Source organism: Methylobacterium sp. GXF4, from assembly GCF_000272495.1.
Taxonomy (GTDB): Bacteria; Pseudomonadota; Alphaproteobacteria; order Rhizobiales; family Beijerinckiaceae; genus Methylobacterium; species Methylobacterium brachiatum.
Window position 1 is genome coordinate 1 of record NZ_AKFK01000102.1, and the last position, 18,532, is coordinate 18,532.

The 18,532-nt window shown below is 69.9% G+C and carries 18 protein-coding genes; 11 read left to right on the forward strand and 7 right to left on the reverse strand.

Annotated features, from left to right (window positions below):
- Both ffh and WYO_RS27080 read right to left on the reverse strand, forming a co-directional pair.
- Nucleotides 1-1,497, reverse strand: a 1,497-nt coding sequence (gene ffh / locus WYO_RS27075; RefSeq protein WP_007568777.1) for a signal recognition particle protein, incomplete at its 3' end; no start/stop codon positions are given.
- An 18-nt stretch (nt 1,498-1,515) separates the two neighbouring features.
- Nucleotides 1,516-1,743: a hypothetical protein gene (locus WYO_RS27080; RefSeq protein ID WP_007568778.1), complete on the reverse strand. Its 228-nt coding sequence runs from the start codon at nt 1,741-1,743 to the stop codon at nt 1,516-1,518.
- 295 nt (nt 1,744-2,038) lie between these two features.
- Between WYO_RS27080 and WYO_RS27085 the strand changes: the two genes are divergently transcribed.
- From WYO_RS27085 to WYO_RS27120, 8 genes are all read left to right on the forward strand, one after another.
- Complete coding sequence (locus tag WYO_RS27085; RefSeq protein ID WP_007568779.1) at nt 2,039-2,668, forward strand: hypothetical protein; 630 nt, start codon at nt 2,039-2,041, stop codon at nt 2,666-2,668.
- A gap of 307 nt (nt 2,669-2,975) precedes the next feature.
- Nucleotides 2,976-4,097, forward strand: a complete 1,122-nt coding sequence (locus WYO_RS27090) for an aromatic ring-hydroxylating dioxygenase subunit alpha (RefSeq protein WP_081497057.1) — start codon at nt 2,976-2,978, stop codon at nt 4,095-4,097.
- Between the two features lie 106 nt (nt 4,098-4,203).
- Entirely contained in the window at nt 4,204-4,440 is a 237-nt protein-coding gene (locus WYO_RS27095) for a hypothetical protein (RefSeq protein WP_007568781.1), read from the forward strand.
- Between the two features lie 76 nt (nt 4,441-4,516).
- Entirely contained in the window at nt 4,517-5,578 is a 1,062-nt protein-coding gene (locus WYO_RS27100) for an MBL fold metallo-hydrolase (protein WP_007568782.1), read from the forward strand.
- Between the two features lie 126 nt (nt 5,579-5,704).
- Entirely contained in the window at nt 5,705-7,324 is a 1,620-nt protein-coding gene (locus tag WYO_RS27105) for an ABC transporter substrate-binding protein (RefSeq protein WP_007568783.1), read from the forward strand.
- A 100-nt stretch (nt 7,325-7,424) separates the two neighbouring features.
- Nucleotides 7,425-7,676, forward strand: a complete 252-nt coding sequence (locus WYO_RS27110; RefSeq protein WP_007568784.1) for a hypothetical protein — start codon at nt 7,425-7,427, stop codon at nt 7,674-7,676.
- 178 nt (nt 7,677-7,854) lie between these two features.
- Nucleotides 7,855-8,268 (forward strand): EF-hand domain-containing protein, encoded by a 414-nt coding sequence (locus tag WYO_RS27115; RefSeq protein WP_007568786.1) that lies wholly within the window; start codon nt 7,855-7,857, stop codon nt 8,266-8,268.
- Between the two features lie 301 nt (nt 8,269-8,569).
- Nucleotides 8,570-8,911, forward strand: coding sequence for a hypothetical protein (locus WYO_RS27120; protein WP_007568788.1), 342 nt, complete (start codon nt 8,570-8,572; stop codon nt 8,909-8,911).
- Between the two features lie 95 nt (nt 8,912-9,006).
- Here WYO_RS27120 and pcaD read toward each other — a convergent pair whose 3' ends face one another.
- Nucleotides 9,007-9,807: a 3-oxoadipate enol-lactonase gene (pcaD, locus tag WYO_RS27125; protein WP_007568790.1), complete on the reverse strand. Its 801-nt coding sequence runs from the start codon at nt 9,805-9,807 to the stop codon at nt 9,007-9,009.
- Nucleotides 9,808-9,870: 63 nt separating this feature from the next.
- The gene (locus WYO_RS27130; RefSeq protein ID WP_007568792.1) at nt 9,871-10,224 is read right to left on the reverse strand and encodes a hypothetical protein; all 354 of its coding nucleotides are present in this window, start codon (nt 10,222-10,224) and stop codon (nt 9,871-9,873) included.
- A 92-nt stretch (nt 10,225-10,316) separates the two neighbouring features.
- On the opposite strand from WYO_RS27130, the gene WYO_RS27135 reads away from it, so the two are divergent.
- Nucleotides 10,317-10,745: a DUF1810 domain-containing protein gene (locus WYO_RS27135; protein ID WP_007568794.1), complete on the forward strand. Its 429-nt coding sequence runs from the start codon at nt 10,317-10,319 to the stop codon at nt 10,743-10,745.
- A 4-nt stretch (nt 10,746-10,749) separates the two neighbouring features.
- On the opposite strand, the gene WYO_RS27140 is transcribed toward WYO_RS27135, so the two are convergent.
- A complete protein-coding gene (locus WYO_RS27140) occupies nt 10,750-13,197 on the reverse strand; it encodes a PBP1A family penicillin-binding protein (RefSeq protein WP_007568796.1) in 2,448 nt (815 codons plus the stop codon).
- Nucleotides 13,198-13,366: 169 nt separating this feature from the next.
- Nucleotides 13,367-14,014, reverse strand: a complete 648-nt coding sequence (locus WYO_RS27145; RefSeq protein WP_007568798.1) for an HdeD family acid-resistance protein — start codon at nt 14,012-14,014, stop codon at nt 13,367-13,369.
- Nucleotides 14,015-14,213: 199 nt separating this feature from the next.
- Between WYO_RS27145 and WYO_RS27150 the strand changes: the two genes are divergently transcribed.
- Nucleotides 14,214-15,476: an HlyD family secretion protein gene (locus tag WYO_RS27150; protein ID WP_007568800.1), complete on the forward strand. Its 1,263-nt coding sequence runs from the start codon at nt 14,214-14,216 to the stop codon at nt 15,474-15,476.
- 5 nt (nt 15,477-15,481) lie between these two features.
- Nucleotides 15,482-17,101 carry a DHA2 family efflux MFS transporter permease subunit gene (locus tag WYO_RS27155; RefSeq protein WP_007568801.1) on the forward strand — a complete coding sequence of 540 codons (1,620 nt, stop codon included), beginning with the start codon at nt 15,482-15,484 and terminating at the stop codon, nt 17,099-17,101.
- A gap of 12 nt (nt 17,102-17,113) precedes the next feature.
- Here the strand turns inward: WYO_RS27155 and WYO_RS27160 are convergent, their stop codons facing one another.
- Nucleotides 17,114-18,244 carry a transglycosylase SLT domain-containing protein gene (locus WYO_RS27160; protein ID WP_244424330.1) on the reverse strand — a complete coding sequence of 377 codons (1,131 nt, stop codon included), beginning with the start codon at nt 18,242-18,244 and terminating at the stop codon, nt 17,114-17,116.
- Between the last annotated feature and the right edge of the window lie 288 nt (nt 18,245-18,532).

The following is an 18,532-nucleotide window of genomic DNA, read 5'->3' on the forward strand; positions in this document are numbered from 1 at the left end:
GCCCAGCCCGCCCCCGCCGAGGCCCGGCGGCATCGGCGGCAGCTTGCCGCCGAACTGCTTCTCGATCTGCGCGATCTGCTCAGGCGTCGGCTCGGGCATGCCGGGCGGAAGGCCGGGCATGCCGCCGCCCATGCCACCACCCATGCCGCCGCCACCGAGCCCGAACATCGAGCCGAGCGCCTGGCCGATGCCGCGTTTCCCGGAGCCCATCGCCTTCATCATGTCGGCCATGGTCCGGTGCATCTTCAGGAGCTTGTTGATCTCCGAGACGTCGACCCCCGAGCCCGCCGCGATGCGCTTCTTGCGGGAATTCTTCAGCAGGTCCGGGTTCTTGCGCTCCTGCGGGGTCATCGACGAGATGATCGCCCGCTGGCGCTTGAACATCTTCTCGTCGAGGTTGGCGCCCTCGACCTGCTTCTTGATCGCGCCCATGCCGGGCAGCATGCCCATCAGGCCGCCGATGCCGCCCATCTTCTCCATCTGGGCGAGCTGCATGGACAAGTCCTCGAGATCGAACTTGCCCTTGCGCATCTTCTCCGCGGTGCGGAGCGCCTGCTCGTGGTCGATGGTCTCGGCGGCCTTCTCGACCAGGGAGACGATGTCGCCCATGCCGAGGATGCGGTTGGCGACGCGGGCCGGGTGGAACTCCTCCAGCGCGTCGACCTTCTCGCCGGTACCGACGAGCTTGATCGGCTTGCCAGTGACGGCCCGCATCGAGAGCGCCGCACCGCCGCGGGAATCGCCGTCCATGCGGGTCAGCACGATGCCGGAGACGCCGAGCCGCTCGTCGAAGGCGCGGGCGGTGTTGACGGCGTCCTGGCCGGTCAGCGCGTCGGCGACCAGCAGCACCTCGTGGGGCCGGGTCGCGGCCTTCACCTCGGCCGCCTCGACCATCAGGGCCTCGTCGACCGTGGTGCGGCCGGCGGTGTCGAGCATCACCACGTCGAAGCCGCCGAGCCGGGCCGCCTCCATGGCGCGCTTGGCGATCTGCACCGCCGACTGGCCGGCCACGATCGGCAGGCTCTCGACGCCGACCTGCTTGGCCAGCACCGCGAGCTGCTCCATGGCGGCCGGGCGACGGGTGTCGAGCGAGGCGAGCAGCACCTTCCGCTTCTCACGCTCCGACAGGCGCCGGGCGATCTTGGCGGTGGTGGTTGTCTTGCCCGAGCCCTGGAGGCCGACCATCAAGATCGGCACCGGGGCGGGGGCGTTGAGGTCGATCACCTCGGCATCCGTGCCGAGCATCGCCACCAGCTCGTCGTTGACGATCTTGACGACCATCTGGCCGGGGGTGACCGACTTGAGCACGACGGCGCCGACCGCCTTCTCCTTCACCCGGTCGGTGAAGCCGCGCACGACCTCCAGGGCGACGTCGGCTTCCAGCAGGGCGCGGCGGACCTCGCGCATCGCCGCGGTGACGTCGGCTTCCGTCAGGGCGCCCCGGCGGGTGAGCCCCGAGAGGATGCCGGAGAGGCGGTCGGACAGGCCTTCGAACATGGTTTTTCGGACCCGCGCTTACTGCTCGAGGCCGGCGCGCTCGACACGGCGCGCCTGGAGGGCGGCCTCGAAGCTGCGCACGGCGCTCGCGAATTTGTCCCGGCATTCCGGATTGCAGAAGCCGACGACGGCGCCGTTATAGAGCGTCAGCGAGTCGGCCGAAATCGGCTTGCCCGACCAGGGGCAGGTCTCGTTGATCGCGTCCGCAATGTTCAATGCGGCTGGAGTCACGGCGTCTTGGGGCATGCGGAGGCCTCGACCGGCGGAGTCCGGCGAAGCGGATCGACCCAACACAGATCGCGCCCGAGGGCGCGGACGCGCTGTCGGGCGTTGACCTCCGGCCTCGGGGACCGGTCGGCTTCGTGTCGTCGCGATCTGCTACGGATCGGAAGCGCGGGGGGTAGCGGCAGCGGCCGCAAAAGTCAATTTTCGGTGTCCTCGTCCGCGAACCACCCCAGGGTTGAGGCCGCCCATTAACTTTTACGGATCGTTAAGCATGTTTGGTCTCTGATCCGGCAGCACCCGTTCAGGACGACCGCCGATGTCGGAACCCGCCCGCACCATACCGCCGCACGAGGCCGGCAGCCGCGCCGCCCCCGGTCCGCTACGGGACTGGCTCGCGACCATGAAGACCCATAGCCCGGCCGAGCCGCGCGGCGACGCGCGGCCGCAGGAGGCCCAGCCCGATGCCAGGACGCCCCGGGGTGCCGAGGCGGCCTGGTCGCCCCGGCTCGTCTCCCCGCCGGACGGTTCCCAGGCGGCTTCGGAGGACGCGGATGTGTCTGAGCTGATGGCCGAGAACCTCATGCTCAAGGCCAAGCTGCGCCTGGAGGCCGACCGCCAGGACGAGCTGCAGGCGATCCTGGCCGAGGAGATCCGGACCCTGCGCGAGCATATCCGCGAGGAGATCGGCTCGATCGAGGATCTGCGCGCCGAGCAGGAGGAGGTTCGCGCCGAGCGCGAGGAGTTCCGGAGCGAGCGCGAGCGGTTCCGGCAGGAGCGCGAGCATATGCGGATCGAGCGCGACCGGGCCGTCGCCGAGCGCGACGCGCTGCGGGCCGAGCGCCACGCCATCGCGGCCGAGCGCGATGCCCTGCGCGAGGAGCGCGATCTGTGGCGGGCGCGGACCGAGGCCCTGGCGCAGCCGCTGTTCCAGTCGCCGAAGCGCTGAAAATTCGGGTCCCGAAAAGCCGAAGGGCCACCCGTGAGGGTGGCCCTTCCATTGCCGAACCGTCATGTCCGGCGGAACTGTCCCGAAATCGGGGCTCTGACGCGTCTTAGAGCGACGCGCCGGAGGCGACGGTCCAGGTCCGGTAAGCCGAGACTGACGGCTGATGACAATGAGACACTGGATCACCTCCTTTCGTTCGTTGCGGGTGAAGCGAAGGTAGGTGGCTCACGGCCGCTTGTGAAGCCCCGCGGCTGCGCCCGTTTGTCCTCCCCGGGAAGGCCGCTTCCGCCCCCGGGCTGCCGGGCGTATGACGGGCGCACCGAGGCCAGCCCGAAAACCCTTGACCGCTCCCGTCACGTCCCTGCCGCGTCCCGCCGAGGATGCCGCCCTCGATCCCGAGGCCATGCGCCAGCCCCTCGGCAACGCGTGGTACTGCGTCGGCCAGTCCCGCAGCCTCGGGCGCACGGGGCTTCGGGCCGTCGAGCTGAACGGCGAGCAGATCGTGCTGGGCCGCGCTCCCGACGGAACGCCGTTCGCCCTGCGCGACCGCTGCCCCCATCGCGGCATGGCCCTGTCCAAGGGCCGGTTCGACGGCGACACGCTGATGTGCCCGTTCCACGGCTGGCGCTTCGGCACGGATGGGCGCTGCCGCGACGTTCCGACCCTCTCCGAGCACGACGCCGCCGATTTCTCCCGCATCCAGGTGCAGCGCTTCCCGGTCCGCGAGAGCGCGGGGTTCCTCTGGGTGAACCCGCATCTCGGCCCCGCTTCCGGCGCGGTACCCGCGGTGCCGGAGCTGGATTTCGAGCCGGCGGGGTCGCTCGTCGTCGAGCTCGTGGTCGAGGCCTCCTACGACCTCACGACGTTGAGCCTGGTCGATCCCGGCCACGTCGCCTTCGTGCATGACAGCTGGTGGTTCCGCCCCTCGAAGCAGCTGCGCGAGAAGGTGAAGACCTTCCAGCCGGTGCCGCACGGCTTCGTCATGACGAGCCACGCCACCACGACCAGCTCACCGGTCTACCGCCTGCTCGGCGGCGTGCCGGAGGTCGAGATCGAGTTCCGCCTGCCCGGCATGCGGCTGGAGCGGATCCGCGCCGGCGCGAAACGCGTGGCCAACTACACCTTCGCGACCCCGCTCACGCCGGACCGCACCCTGCTCACCAATGCCCTCTACTGGAGCATGCCGGCGCTGAACCTGCTCAAGCCCGTCGCCCGGCCGCTGATGCGGCAGTTCCTCACCCAGGACCAGCAGGTGCTCCAGCACGCCCAGGACGGCCTCGACCGCAAGCCGACGATGGTGCTGTTCGGCCAGGGCGATCTGCCCTCGCAATGGTATTTCCGGCTCAAGCGCGAGGCCCTGGAATCGGCCCGGGCCGGACGCCCGTTCGTGAACCCGCTGGAACAGCGCGAACTGCGCTGGCGCTCGTGATTTGTAGAGCCGGTATAGATCACTATTCGGGTCGGTTAACGCACCATTAACTATAATTTGTGTACGGATATCGGCGAATTAGTATTCCTCGAGACGCCGCGCGCCGATGCCCCGCTACTTCATCGACCTCCATGACGGTTCCCAGCCAGTCCGCGACGAGGTCGGTTTCGACCTGCCGGACCTGCCGGCCGCACGCGCCAAGGTCACCCGGATCATGTCGGCGATCGCCCGCGACATGCTGCCCGACGTGGAGCGCCAGGACTACGTCGCCTGCGTGCGCGACACGGTCGGCAAGGTGGTGTTTCGTGCGCGCCTGTCGCTCGCGGCGGAAGCCGTCGAGTGAGGCCGAGACGACCCTGAGGCTCCCCGTCGCGGCCGGGAGAGCTTGACCACGGCGCCGGGCCGGCCATCTCCCCTCCATGAAACGGCGCAGCCTGCTCACGGTCGCGAGTGCGGCCACGGTGATGACGCTCGGCGGCGTCGGCTATGCCGCCCACCGCCGGGGCAAGAACCCGTATTATCGCGGTCCGAAATCCGACCATTTCGACGGGCTGCGGTTCTTCCTGCCGGACCAAGCCACCGACAAGTCGCTGCCGGACGTGCTGCGCTGGCAGGCCAAGCGGCAGCGCGAGCCCTGGCCCAAGAGCTACCCGAGCCCGTTCCCCGCCGACCGGCCGCCCGAGCGCAGCGGCGCGCTGCGCGTCGTGCTGATCGGCCACGCGAGCTATCTCGTCCAGGTCGCCGGCCGCAACATCCTGATCGATCCGGTCTTCGCCAAGCGGGCCAGCCCGGTCCGCTTCGCCGGCCCGAAGCGGGTCAACCCGCCGGGGATCGCGTTCGGCGACCTGCCGCCGATCGATGCGGTCCTGATCACCCACAACCACTACGACCATCTCGACGGGCCGAGCCTCGCCCGGATCTGGCAGGCCCACCAGCCGCTGATCGTCGCGCCGCTCGGCAACGACACGATCCTGCGCAACTACGACGACACGATGCATGTGGAGACCCGCGACTGGGGCGAGTCGGTGGATCTCGGCGACGGCCTGACCGTCCACCTGACCCCTGCCAATCACTGGTCCGCCCGCGGCGTGCAGGACCGGCGCATGGCCCTGTGGTGCGCCTTCGTGCTCACCGCGGCCCAGGGCGTCCATTACCATGTGGGCGATACCGGCTTCGGCGATGGCAGCCTCTTCCGCGACATCCGCGCCCGGTTCGGGGCGCCCCGGCTCGCGACCCTGCCGATCGGCGCCTACGAGCCGCGCTGGTTCATGCAGGCCCAGCACGTGAACCCGGCCGAGGCGGTCGAGGCCTTCGCGCTGCTCGGGGCCGACCAGGCGCTCGGCCACCATTGGGGCACGTTCCAGCTCACCGACGAGGGGATCGAGCGGCCCGTGGAGGCGCTGACGGCGGCGCTGGAGGCGCAGGGCATTGCCCCCGAGCGATTCCTGGCCCTGAGGCCCGGACAGGTCTGGGCGGGCTGAGGGTCGGAATACCGGCGGCCGCGGCGTTGGGCACGATGCATGCAAGATACCGTATGCGGCCTGCGGCGGCACTTCTCGACGGAGGGGGCGCTGACGGCAGCGCGTCCCCTACTGCCGAGAGACACGATGGACTCGATCAAGCCGACACGCCGCGCGCTGATGGCCGGGGGCGCGGCCCTGGCGGCCCTGGGCACGGTCGGCCGGGCCGGCGCCCAGGGCGGAAGTGCCGGCAGCCTGACTTACGGCATCTCGATGACCGACCTGCCGCTCACCACCGGTCAGCCGGATCGGGGCGCCGGCGGCTACCAGTTCACCGGCCTGACGCTCTACGATCCCCTGGTCGCCTGGGATCTCGGCATCGCCGACCGGCCCGGCACGATGATCCCCGGCCTCGCCACGTCCTGGGAGGTCGACAAGGCGGATCCGAAGATCTGGATCTTCCACCTGCGCGAAGGCGTGACATTCCATGACGGCTCGGCCTTCGATGCCGACGCGGTGATTTGGAACTTCGACAAGGTCCTCAACAAGGAGGCGCCGCATTTCGACCAGCGGCAGGCCGCCCAGGTCCGCCCGCGGCTGCCGGGTGTCGCAAGCTACCGGAAGCTCGACGCCAAGACCGTCCAGGTGACCACGAAGAATCCCGACAGCCTGTTCCCCTACCAGATGCTGTGGTTCCTGATCTCCTCGCCGGCGCAGTACGAGGCGGTCGGGCGTGACTGGGCGAAGTTCGCGTTCCAGCCCTCGGGCACCGGCCCGTTCAAGATGGGTCAGCTGGTCCCCCGGGTCCGTCTCGAGCTCCTGCCGAATGCCGGCTACTGGAACCCGAAGCGGGTGCCGAAGCTCGCCAAGCTGACGCTGACCTGCGTGCCCGAGGATCTTGCCCGGGTGAACGCGCTGCTCTCCGGCAATGTCGACCTGATCGAGGCGCCGGCCCCGGACGCGGTGCCCCGCCTCAAGGCGTCCGGCATCCGCGTCGTCGGCAACGACACCCCGCATGTCTGGAACTACCACCTGTCGATGCTGGAGGGCTCACCCTGGCGGGACCTGCGCCTGCGCAAGGCCGCCAACCTCGCCATCGATCGCGAGGGCGTCGTCCAGCTTCTGGGCGGTCTCGCCCAGCCGGCAGCCGGTCAGATGCAGGCGTCGAGCCCGTGGTTCGGCAAGCCGAGTTTCCAAATCAAGACCGACGTCGAACAGGCGCGCAAGCTCGTGCAGGAGGCCGGCTTCTCGGTGCAGAACCCGGTGAAGGCCACGATCATGATCCCCACCGGCGGCACCGGGCAGATGCTGTCCCTGCCGATCAACGAATTCGTCCAGCAGAGCTGGGCCGAGATCGGCATCCAGGTCGAGTTCAAGACCGTGGAGCTGGAGGTGGCCTACACGGCCTGGCGCCAGGGTGCCGCGGATCCGAGCCTCAAGGGCATCACCGCCGGCAACATAGCCTACGTCATTTCGGACCCGTTCTACGCGATCCTGCGCTTCTACGATTCGAAGCAGATCGCCCCGGGCGGCGTGAATTGGAGTCATTACCGCAACCCGGAGGTCGATGCGCTCTGCGACAAGGTGAAGGCGAGCCTGGATCCGGCTGAGCAGAACAAACTGCTGGCCCGCATCCATGAAATCATCGTCGACGACGCGGTGCAGGTATGGGTGGTCCACGACACCAATCCCCACGCCTTGTCGCCGCGGGTGAAGGACTACGTGCAGGCTCAGCACTGGTTTCAGGATCTCTCGACGCTGGCCTGAGGCCGCCTCAATCCATGCGGAGGTTCGGGGAAAGCCTGGGCGAATCAGGAACGATCGTCGCGAGACTGTGTTGGGACCCCAACGCACGAAGGAGTGTCCCATGAAGACCCTGCTCGCCGGCGCCATCCTGGCCGCCTCCCTCGCGACCGTCGTCCCGGCCTCGGCTCAGCGCATCGATATCGGACCCGACGGTCCCAGCGTCGACCTGCGCTCGCGCGGTCAGCGGGAACGCGACTTCCGGCGCGAGGAATATCGCCGGGATCGCGACCGGGCCGATGACGAGGACCGGATGTATCGCCGGCAGCGTTTCGAGGACGACCGCCCCGTGGTCCGTCGCGGCTACGGCTACTGAGTCAGCCGGCTAACCGCCTTGTAGGACGCCATGATTTTGGAAGGGGTCGGCATGTGCCGGCCCCTTTTCTCATCGCGCCTGGCGTTGGAAGCTGCGCTGCACCGCCAAACTTCGCACTTGCAGCAGCGCTGGCGCGCGACTAGGAAGATCGCGCATCACGTTTCGGGAGAATTTGGCAATGACCCTTCGTTTCATCAGTGGTTTCGCGGCGGTTGCGTTTGCTGTGTCCGGCCTTTCGGTCCCCGCCGCCCTGGCCAAGCCGGTGAGCGGAGCCAGCGCCGTGAAGATGATCGACACCGACAACGACGGCACCGTCGATCTCAAGGAAGTCGAGGCCGTGGCCTCCGCCACCTTCGATCGCCTGGAAAAGGATGCCGACGGCACCCTCGATGCCAAGGAGCTGAAGGGCCGCCTCAGCAAGGCCGGCCTGAAGCAGGCCGATCCGGACAACGACGGCACCATCGACAAGAACGAGTACCTCGCTGCCGTCGCCGACCGCTTCAAGGCGGCCGACCCGGATGGCGACGGCACCCTCGATGCCAAGGAGTTGAACTCCAAGGCCGGCAAGGCGCTGCTCGCCCTGATCAAGTAACGTTTGGCGGGCACACCCTGCCCGTATCGACGAACGGCAACGCCCCCGTGGATGTATCCACGGGGGCGTTCTTGCGTTTCAGTCGCGAATATGAGGCCCATACACAGAACTTGCAGGCGCGTGCTTATCGCCCTTCGGTTGTATGCCCCGAATCATGAATGTTGCATTCGGTTGCGTTGCGAAGAGATCGACCGTGCGACGGATGGGCAATAATCTACAGATGCGCGGAAGATGTGCAGGTTGGCGGTTGACGGATCGCAACCTGTAGGTGCAGTTTGGGGTCGGTTGGGGGGCCGACACCATGCGAAACGACACGCCGGAAGACGCGACGAGTCTGGAACTGCTCGCGGAAATGCGGGCGATGATCGACGCGGCGCGGGAGGTCATCGAAGTGTCGCAGGCCACGCGCGACCAGCCGGCCGAGGACCTGGCGCCGGCTTCGGAAGCCGAGCCCGTGGAGTTTCCGATCGATTCGTCGGATCTGCTCGGGGATATCAGCGACAACCTGCTCGTGGCCTATCAGCTGGCCAAGCATGACGGCGATCCGCTCACCGTGGCGCTGATCGAGAAGGTGCTGTTCCATGTCGGGCGCCGGCTGGCGCGGGGCATGTCGCCGGCCGATGCCGGCATTCCCTGCCACTAGAGCGCTCGGCGCCGAAGCGGCCACTGGCTCGGCGTCGGCGGGCGCGATCGGGAGCTGCGTCTGGACGTCGCCCCGAATGGCGGCCTCTGAGGGGCTCAGAGGCGGGCTGTCTCGATACGGTCGAGGAAGGCGCGCAGGTAGAGGCCGGCCGCGTCGGCGCGCTCCACGGCGAGGAGATGCGCCGCCCGGGGGAGCACGACGAGTTCCGCTTGGGCGATGCCGGCGCAGATCTCCTCCGCCATGGCGGGCGGCGTCGAAGGGTCGTCGCGCCCGGCCATCACCAGGGTCGGAGCCGTGATCGCCGACAGGGCCGGGCGCATATCCATGCGCCCGATCGCCTCGCAGCACACCGCGTAGCCCGCCCGGTCACAGGCGATGAAGCGTTCGCGGACCGCCTGGACGGTTTCGGGCGCATGCTGCGCGAAGGCCGGGGTGAACCAGCGCGCCAGGGTGGCGTCCACCAGAGCGCCGGTGCCCTGGCTCCGGGCCGTCGCGGCGCGCGCGTTCCAGGTCTGCGCAGTCGGGAGATGGGCCGCCGTCGCCATCAGGGTTGCGCTCACGGCACGCTCGGGCTCGGCGCTCGCCAGCGCCTGCACGGTCATGCCGCCGAGCGAGAGGCCGACCAGATGGGCGCGGCCGATCCCGAGGGCGTCGAGCAGTCCCGCGAGGTCGCCCGCCAGATCCGCGATCTCGGTCGGCCGGTCGCTCGTTTCCGAGCCGCCATGGCCGCGTGTGTCGTAGCGCAGGGTCCGGAAGCGGCCGGCCAGGGCCGGCAGCAGGGCGTCCCACATCTCCAGGGTGGCCCCCAGCGAGTTCGAGAAGGCCACGAAAGGCGCGTCGCTCGGGCCTTCGAGAACGTAGCGGAGTTCGAGCCCCCGGACGGCGATCTGCGGCATCAAACGTCTCCGTGTTCGGCAATGCGCGTCATCCGCCCAGATAGGTCGCGCGTGCGCGCCTGATCAGCGCCCACGCACGCTCCGGCGCCGCACCAGAATCATCGCCGCCGCGACAGCCCAGGCGGCGCAGGTCGGCGCTAGCCATTGCTGGAGGTTAGGCAAGGACCAGCCGTACAGGAATTCGGCGCCCAAATGCGCTTGGACCGCGTCCCAGCCGGCATGCTTGATGTCGTGCTCGCGCTGCCCGGCCTCGCGGCCGAAATAGTAGGTCGAGACCACCAGCGCCGCGGTCGCCTCGGGACGGGGTGCGCGCAGCCCGATCATCGCGGCGGCGACGCCGGCGGTCTCGGGCAGGGCCGTGAGGGCGTGGCTCGTCGCCGGGTTGGCGATCATGAAGCCGAGGAGCGCGTCGAGCATCCGGTGAGGTTACACGATCCGCCGCCCGGCGTCGGCCGCGCGCATCCGAATGCCGGCCGCGGTGTTGATCTCCTGCAGACCGGAGCGGGACCATGGCCGAACCGTACACTCTCGAGCGTTTCGTCGCCGCGCAGGAGGGCGTCTACGAGCGGGCCCTGGCCGAGCTGCGCGCCGGGGAGAAGCGCAGCCACTGGATGTGGTTCATCTTCCCGCAGATCGCCGGCCTGGGCTCCAGCCCGATGGCCCAGCGTTACGCGATCGGCTCCCTCGACGAGGCCAAGGCTTACCTGGCCCATCCCGTGCTCGGCGACCGACTGCGCGCCTGCACGGCGGCGGTGAACGGCGTCACCGCCCGCTCGGCGCACGCGATCTTCGGTTCGCCCGACGACGTGAAGTTCCGCTCGAGCATGACGCTGTTCGCGCGCGCCGCGCCGGAGGAGCCGCTCTTCGCCGAGGCGCTGGCGCGGTATTTCGACGGCCAGCCCGATCCGCTGACGCTCGCCAAGCTCGGCGCGGGCTAGAGGGTCACCGCCCCCATAGGCCGACGCGCTCGGCCCGGGCCTGCTCCTCGGCGCCGAGCAGGTCCGGCGGGGCGTCTTCCGCTGCGCGCGCGCCGCCGGCTGTGAGGATCAGGGCGGCGAGGTCGTCGCCCTCGATCCGGCAGCGGGCCGTGGCCCCGTCGGCGAGGCTGCAGACCACCTCCCGGCGGCGCAGGTAGTTCGCGAGCTGGCGGGCGAGATGGCCGCGCTCGCCGATGACGCCGAGCAGGCGCACGGTCCGCCCGCGCAGCGACAGGGTCCCGGTGTCGATCACCTCGGGCACGCCCCGGATCTCCGCGGACGCGACCGGGGCCGGCGGGGCCGAGGCGGCGGCCGGCGCCGGCTCGGCCCGTTCCGCCGAAGGGCGGGGCTTGCCCTTGGCCAGCTGCGCGGAGGCGCGCTGGACGAAATCGTGGAAGATGCCGGCCGGCATCTCGCCGCCGAACATCCGGTTCATCGGGCTGTCGTCGTCGTTGCCGATCCAGACCCCGACCACGAGGTCCGGGGTCATGCCGACGAACCAGGCATCGCGGAAATCCTGGCTGGTGCCGGTCTTGCCGCCAATGATCTGGCCCGGCACCCGCGCCGCCCGGCCGGTGCCGGATTCGACCACCGCCTGAAGCGAATCGAGCATCATCTGGCGCGGCTCCTGCGCCAAGGGGGCGGTCTGGGCCGGATCGGCCCGCACGTAGAGCGGCTGCGGGGCGGCGCCGCGGATCGCGTGGATGCCGAAGGCCTGGAGCGGGGCACGGCCCGAGAGCACCGAGCCGTAGGCGCGGGTGATCTCCAGGAGGCTTACGGCGCCGGAGCCGAGGACGAGGCTCGGCACGTTCGGCAGCTCGGACTGGATCCCGAGCTTGCGGGCGGTGGCGATCACCGCCGGGATGCCGACATCCTGCCCGAGCTGGGCCGCCACCGTGTTGATCGAGAGCGCGAAGGCGGTCCGCAGCGGCACCGGCCCGCGATAGCGGCCGTCGTCGTTCTCGGGCTCCCAGTCCCCGATCCGCACCGGGCGATCGTCCATCACGGTCTCGGGCGTGAGGCCCTGCTCGTAGGCCGTCAGGTAGACGAGGAGCTTGAACAGCGAGCCCGGCTGCCGCTTGGCCTGGACGGCGCGGTTGAACTGGCTGTCCTCGTAATCCCGGCCGCCGACCATCGCGAGGATCGCGCCGGCCTTCGACAGCACCACCATGGCCGCCTGGCCGACCTTGCGCTTGGCGCCGTCCTTGTCGAGGCGGCGGGCGACGACGCCCTCGGCGAGGCTCTGCAGGTCGAGATTGAGGGTCGAGCGCACGGTCATGTCGCCGTCGGTGCCGGCCAGACGCTTCACGTCGCCGGCGATCATGTCGAGGAAGTAGTTGGTGCCGGGGGGCGCCTCGGGGGGCGACTTCAGGCTCACGCTCTGCTTGCGCGCGGCGTCGGCCTCTCCCTGCGTGATCGCGCCGGTCTCGACCATGGCCTGCAGCACCACGTCGGCCCGTTCCTTGGCACCGCCGAGGTTGCGGGTCGGGGCGAGCTGCGAGGGCGCCCGCACCAGCCCGGCCAGCATGGCCGCCTCGGGCAGGGTCAGGGCCTTGGCGGGCTTGCCGAAATAGCGCCGCGCCGCCGCATCCGCCCCGTAGGCGCCGGCACCGAAATAGGCGGCGTCGAGATAGCCGAGCAGGATCTCGTCCTTGCTCATGGTCGACTCGACCCGCAAGGCCAGGAACGCCTCCTGGACCTTGCGCCAGAGCGTCTTCTCCTGGTTGAGCGAGGTCAGGCGGACATATTGCTGCGTGATCGTCGAGCCGCCCTCGCGCACGCCGCCGCCCGCGACATTGCGCCAGGCGGCACGGCCGAGGCCGCGCAGGTCGATGCCCCAGTGGCTGTAGAAGCGGCGATCCTCGATCGCCACGATCGCCTTGGCGAGGTTCGGCGGCAGGTCGGCGGCGGTGAGCTTCTGGCCGCGAAAGCTGCCCCGGGTGGCGAAGACCCGCCCGTCATCCGCCTCGACGGTGATCGCCCGCTGGCCGGTATCGACGACCGCGCCCCCGAGCGGCGGCAGGGTGAGGAGGGCGGCCAGCAGGTAGATCGCCAGCGTCAGGACCGGCAGCAGGATCGCCGCACCGACGGCGAGCAGCACCGGCTTGCGGTTCAGGCGCGCGAAACGCGCAGAGGCGGGGGCAGCTGAAGCGCCAACCGGCTGTTCCGTCGCTTCCGGCCGCACGCGATCGCGCCGACGGGCGAGGCTCGCGGCGAGCCGGGCGAAGGCCGAACGCCCGAGCCGTAGGAGGCCGCGTCCACCGGCGGCGATCAGGATCCACAGGTGGCGGAACAGGTCGCGGGCGGCCCGCCCGGCCTCGCGCGCCGCCCTGCGCGGGTCCGACGTGTCCGCACCGGGGCTCCGCGCGGGATCCGGGTCGGTCGGGGCGCGCTCCGGCGCGTCTGGCGTCATCGCGATACGTGTTCCGGGACCGGCCGATCCGATCGACGGAGGGTTCTAAGCTGCATTCGCCTGCGAGTCCCACCGACAAAGCGATGAGGCCGGCCTGCCGGAGACGATCGCGCCCGAGCGTGTGACGCGCGCCACGCGGTCCGGTCTCGAACCGCGGGCGGGCGGCGGCTTACCGCCCCGCGGCCGTGTGCCGGCTGCGCAGCTGGAAAGCCAGGATCAGCAGGAGCACGCCGAACGCGATCGTGTAGGCGCCGATCCACCAGGTGAGCACCAGGGCCGACATGCCCGGCTCCAGGGCCAGCGCGATGCCGAACAGGATCGAGACCAGGCCGCCGAGTCCGAGCCACCAGCGTCCGTAATGGAGGTGCAGCCGGAAGGCGGCCGCGATCATCAGGCCGCCGGTCACGAGCGCCCAGGCGGCGAGCAGAAGCACGAACGCCCAGACCGCGGCACCCGGGACGAGCACGGCGGCCACGGCCACGATGATGTCCACAAGGCCTTCGAGCAGCAGGAAGCCCCAGCGCTCGTGCCGCTGCGCGGCGCGTACGGCGCCGACGATCGCGAAGGCGCCGTCGACCAGGGTGTAGGCGGCGAACAGCAGTACGAGCGAGAGCACGAAGGCCCCGGGCGCCGCGAAGGCGACGATGCCGAACAGGATCGCTACGACGCCGCGCAGGGCGATGAGCCACCAGTTCCGGGCGAGCGCCGCGCTCATCGCATCGAGGCGCGCGCTGCCGGTGAGCGGGATGCCGGAGGGCGATGTCGCGGTCGAGCCGGAGCCTGAGCCCTGCGGGTTGGGTGATTGGGTGCTGGTCATGGCGGAACTCCGAAACGCGCCGGGCCCGCCGGCCCGGTCAATCCGCCCGCAGAACGCTGCACTGCGACAAGCGTTCCTGAGGCCGGCCGCGGGCCGGGTGGAACCTTGGTGCGATCCCTGACTTTTGCTGACCGAGGCGGGCACGCGTACAGCCCGGCTGCCGTGCGGCGGCCGGTCCATCCAGTGGTGATGAGACGCCATGTTTGACGAGCAGCGGCAGGCCGCCGAGCCCGCATCACGTCCGCTGTCGGTCGAGGGACCGCCCGAAGCGCCCCAGCGCGACATTCTGGATCTCGGCCGCGACACTTCCGACCAGAGCCGCGAGACCGCGCGCAAGCCCAACACAGACGACGACGATCCGGGTTCCTCCGACGCGGAGGGCCGGGACGACGATGCCCAAAAGGAGGACGGGCCCGAGGACGAGGAGCAACGCCCGAACATCCTGCGGCGCCACCCCTGGGCCTTCCTGCTCGGAGGCCTCGCGGTGGTCGCGCTGTGCGTCGGCGTGTTCTTCTACTGGCTCCTGTACATGCATCCCTATGAGAGCACCGACGACGCGTTCGTCGATGCCCGCAGCATCGCGGTCCAGCCGAAGGTCGGCGGATATCTGGTCGAGGTGCCGGTCACCGACAACCAGCATGTCGAGGCCGGACAGATGCTGTTCCAGATCGATCAGCGCGACTACCGGATCGCTCTCGAGCAGGCGAAGGCTCAGGTCGCGGCCGACGAGGCGGCGATCACCAATATCGACGCCCAGATCCAGGCCCAGTACGCCAATATCGACGTGTCGAAGGCCCAGGTCGCGACCGCCGAGGCGGCCCTGAAGTTCGCCCAGGAGGATGCGGCCCGCTACAAGGACCTCGCGGAGCGGGGCTCGGGCTCGGTCCAGCAATCCCAGTCGGCGACCTCGACGCTGCAGCAGCGCCAGGCCTCGGTGCAGAGCGCGAATGCGAGCGTCGTCGCCGCGCAGAAGCAGATCGGCTCGCTCCAGGCCCAGAAGGCCTCGACCCAGGCGCAGATGGCGCGGGACAAGGCCCAGGTCGAGCAGGCCGAGTTGAATCTCGGCTACACGACGATCCGGTCGGTGCAGCCCGGGCGGGTCGTGCGGCTGACGGGCGGTATCGGGGCGCTGGCGCAGGCCGGGCAGAGCCTGTCGATGTTCGTGCCGGACGACATCTGGGTCACGGCGAACTACAAGGAGACGCAGATCACCGACATGCGTCCCGGCCAGCCGGTGGACCTCGTGATCGATGCCTATCCGGGTCGCACGATCCACGGCACCGTGGCCTCCGTCCAGCCGGGTTCGGGCACCGCCTTCAGCCTGCTGCCGGCCCAGAACGCCACCGGCAATTACGTGAAGGTCACCCAGCGCATCCCGGTGAAGATCGTGGTCAAGGATTGGCCGACGGATGTCTCGATCGGCCCGGGCATGTCGGTCGTCCCCACCGTCACGGTGCGGTGACCGCGATGGCCGGGACCGGCCGGGCTTCCGCCGGCAAATCGTCCGCCGCCAAGGCGCCGGGCGGGCACAATCCGTGGCTGATCGCCTGCGTGGTGGCGCTGGCGACCTTCATGGAGGTGCTCGACACCACCATCGCGAACGTCGCCCTGCGCTACATCTCCGGGGGGCTCGCGGTCGGGCCCGACGAGGCGGCTTGGGTGGTGACCAGCTACCTCGTGGCCAACGCGATCACGCTGACCGCGTCGAGCTTCCTGGCCAAGCGCTACGGCCGCAAGGCCTTCTTCATGTGGTCGGTGGCGCTGTTCACCGTCGCGTCGATCCTGTGCGGCTTCGCCTGGAGCCTCGAATCGCTGCTGCTGTTCCGGGTGCTGCAGGGGCTCGGCGGCGGCGGCATGGCCCCGCTGGCGCAATCGATCCTGGCCGATTCCTTCCCGCCCGAGAAGCGCGGCCAGGCCTTCGCGCTCTACGGCGTCGCCATCGTGGTCGCGCCGGTGATCGGCCCGACTTTGGGCGGCTGGCTCTCCGACAACGCCTCCTGGCACTGGTGCTTCCTGATCAACGGGCCGATCGGCGTGATCGCGCTCGGGCTGATGTACTGGCTGATCGAGGACAGCGACGCGGCCAAGAAGGAGCGCCGCGCCCTGGTGCGCAAGGGCATCCGGTTCGACATCGTCGGCTTCCTGCTGGTCGCCGTGTTCCTCGGCTCGCTGGAGGTCATTCTCGACGAGGGGCAGCGGAAGGACTGGTTCGGCACGTCGACCCTGATGAACGTCTCCGGCCTGCTCATGGTCGTCTCGTTCATCGCCATGATCCCCTGGCTCCTGACCCGGAAGAACCCGGCGGTGGACCTGCGCCTGATCGGCAATCGCCAGTTCGGCTCCTGCTTCCTGGTGATGATGTTCACCGGGGCGATCCTGATCGCCACCACGCAGTTCATCCCGCAGATCACGCAGGAATATTACGGCTACACCGCCACCCTGTCGGGCCTCGTGCTCGGCCCCGGGGGCATGGTCACGGTGGTGATGATGTTCCTCACCGGCCGGGTCTCGGCTTACGTGCAGCCGAAATGGCTGATCGCGGCCGGCATGACCATCGTGGCGCTGGGCATGTACGACCTGACCCGGCTCAACGGCACGACCACGTTCTCGTTCTTCGCGTGGTCGCGGGTCTATATCGGCATCGGCCTGCCGATGGTGTTCCTGTCGATCACCTCGGCCTCCTACGAGGGCCTGCGCAAGGACCAGACCGACCAGGCTTCGGCGCTGATCAACGTCGCCCGCAACGTCGGCGGCTCGATGGGCGTGTCGCTCGCCCAGAACATGCTGGCCTATCGCAGCCAGTTCCACCAGAGCCGGCTGGTCGAGAGCGTCAACCCGGCCGCGCCCGCCTATCAGGAGACCATGCGGCAGGCGACGCAGTACTTCTCCGAGCACGGCTATGCCGGCGTCGAGGCCCAGAGCCAGGCGACCGCCTGGATCGGCAGCGTGCTCCAGACGCAGGTGGCCTACTGGGCCTATATCGACGTGTTCTGGGTGATGGGCCTGGTCGCCGCCTGCGCGGTGCCCCTCGCGCTGAGTCTGAAATCGGTCAAGCTCGGCGGCGGTGCGCCGGCAAGCGGGCACTGACGCGGGTTGGCATCAGACGCCGTCCGGGGGCAGCGCCTCCGTCACCTCGACGCGACGGTTGTCCGGCGCCTGGTCAACCGCGTTGGACGCGGTCTCGGTCGGGGCGGGCAGCTTGTCGGCAATGACCGCGCCGGTCACCGCGGCGACGCCCTGGTAGCGGGTCAGGCGGCGGTCGATCATGTCGTCGATCCGCCCGTGCAACTCGGCCACCGTCAGGCTGCGGCGCTTGCCGCCGGTCTTGGCGGTGAACAGGCTGCGATTGGCGCGCGCCGCGCTGCGGAACTCGCGTCCGGCCACCTCGTCGGGCTTCTCGGAGGAGAGCGACAGGAAGCGCCCGGCGCTGGCGCTGCCCAGGAAATGGGCGAGATAGAGCTCGGTGGTGGTGAGCGCCCGCCCGACCTTCGCCTCGATCCGCTCGCGGTCGCGCTTGATCAGCTCGGCCGCCATCAAGGCGGCGACGCGGGGGTCGTTGCGCAGGCCGAGCACGCGGGCCCGCATGGGGCCGGCGACGGTGATCGCGGAGCCGCGGCCCTTCACGGCGGCGGCCTCCTCGGCCAGGCCGTATCGGGCGCCGTAATCGCGGATCATCTCCAGCCAGGTGCGGGTGACGAACTGGAACAGGCCCTGCGCCGAGGAGGTCCCGGCCTTGGCATCCGTGTCGAAGCTCGATTCCTTGTCGGCCAGGGCCATCATGTAGACCGGGTCGACGCCGGCCTCGTCGGAGGCCTTCACGATCGTGTCGACCACCTTGCGCGGCACGCTGCGCTCGCCGAACCGGACCGCATCCTCACCCTGCTCCTGGGTCACCCGCGGCAGGGTCGCGAGGTCGTCCTGGATCAGTGCGGTGGTCGCGGGCTCCTGGTCCTCGACGGGCAGTCCGGTCCAGGCGTCCGGGCTCTCCGCCGGGGGCGTGTCCGTGAAACCGGCGCGCAGGCCTTGCTCAGAGCCGCCGGCCTGCATCCAGCCGGACTCGCTGCCGGCGGCGAGCGCCCTGGCCGCGCGCGGGCTGGTGTCGATCCGGTCATGGGCCTGCGCGGATGGCGCGAAGACGGCCGGCGCGAAGGCCGCCTGCGGCAGACCGAACCCGGCGATGACGCCCAGGGCCAGGGTCCCGGTGAGGCGGCGCAGGCCGGTGCGGCCCATGCGGCGAAGTGACCGGCGCCCGTTCCCGCGTCCGGCCCGCGGCAGCCATGCCACGGTCTCAGTCTCACAAAAGCTCGCGCTGGGCACGAGTCGGCTCACGTCGTCGGCGCAATGCGCCGGCTCCGGGAAAACCCCCATCACTGGTCCTTCTCTAGATTGTCCCTTGCGTCGGCCCGGCGTCTGGCGGCCGGGTTCTCTCAGACGGCGGCCCTATCGGCACCGGCCGTGACCAGAATGGGACGGCCCCGTGATTCAACCGTGGCACGGTCAACGAAGGGTTAACCCTGC